The sequence below is a fragment of the Saccharothrix sp. ST-888 genome (genome assembly GCF_000955975.1).
Lineage (GTDB): Bacteria > Actinomycetota > Actinomycetes > Streptomycetales > Streptomycetaceae > Kitasatospora.
Genome location: NZ_JYJF01000276.1, coordinates 1 through 1,341 on the forward strand (window position 1 = coordinate 1; position 1,341 = coordinate 1,341).

The window sequence follows — 1,341 nt, forward strand, 5'->3', positions numbered from 1 at the left end:
TCCGGGTCGAGCTCGGCGAGGTCGAGGCGGCGCTGGCCGAGCACCCCGGCGTCGCCCAGGCCGCCGTCCTCGCCCACGACGACCGGCTCGTCGGCTACGCCGTCCCGCACCAGAACGCGACCGTCCGAGTGGCCGATCTGCGCGGACACCTGGCCGGCCGCCTGCCGGACTACCTGGTCCCGGCGGTCTTCGTGCTGTTGGAGGCACTGCCGCTGACGCCGAACGGGAAGCTGGACCGTGCGGCGCTGCCGGCGCCCGTCTCCGGGAGTGCGGGGGCGGGCCGGGTGCCGCGCACGCCGCAGGAGCAGATCCTGTGCGAGCTGTTCGCCGAGGTGCTGGGGGTGCCGCAGGTCGGCGTCGACGACGACTTCTTCGACCTGGGCGGGCACTCCCTGCTCGCCACCCGGCTGGTCGCGCGGATGCGCTCGACGCTCGGTGTCGAGGTGGGACTGCGCGGGCTCTTCCAGACGCCGACCGTGGCAGGGCTCTCGGCGACGCTGGCCGAGGCAGGCCGGGTTCGCCCGGCGTTGGCCGCACGCGAGCGCCCCGAGGTGGTACCGCTGTCCTTCGCCCAGAACCGGCTGTGGTTCCTGCACCGGATGGACGGCGCTACCGCGGCCTACCACATCCCGTTGGCGCTCCGGCTGACCGGAACGCTCGACCGGCAGGCGCTGGAGAACGCGCTGGCGGACGTGGTGGCCCGGCACGAGAGCCTGCGGACGGTCTTCCCGGAGGTCGACGGCGCTCCGTGCCAGCGTGTCCTCGACCCCGACACGGCGCGACCCCGGGTGCGGCCGGCCGAGGTGCGAGAGGCCGACCTGCCCGAGCGACTCGCCGAGGCGGCACGGCAGCCTTTCGACCTGGCGACGGAACCGCCGCTGCGGGCGGAGCTGTTCGTGCTCGCGCCGGACGAGCACGTGCTGCTGCTGGTGATGCACCACATCGCGGGCGACGGCTGGTCCACCGGCCCGCTCTCCCGCGACCTCGCCGCGGCGTACGCCGCCAGGTGCGAGGGCCGTACGCCGCACTGGCCGGCCCTGCCGGCGCAGTACGCGGACTACACCCTGTGGCAGCGCGGCCTGCTCGGTGACGCCGACGACCCCGAGAGCCGGTTTGCCGAGCAACTCGACTACTGGACCACGCAGTTGGCCGACCTCCCGGAGCGGCTGCAGCTGCCCGCGGACCGCCCCCGGCCGGCCGTCGCCGGTTACCGGGGCGACCACATCGGGCTTGAGCTCACTCCCGAACTGCATGCCGCGCTGGTGGAGTTGGCGAGGCGTTCGGGTGCGAGTCTGTTCATGGTGCTGCAGGCGGGGTTGGCGGCGTTGTACACGCGGTTGG

General features: G+C 74.1%; 1 protein-coding gene. It reads left to right on the forward strand.

Annotation, left to right across the window (positions count from 1 at the left end; translation table 11 throughout):
• Positions 1-1,341: condensation domain-containing protein (locus tag UK12_RS32590; protein ID WP_045306821.1), on the forward strand; the 1,341-nt coding region annotated here is incomplete at both ends.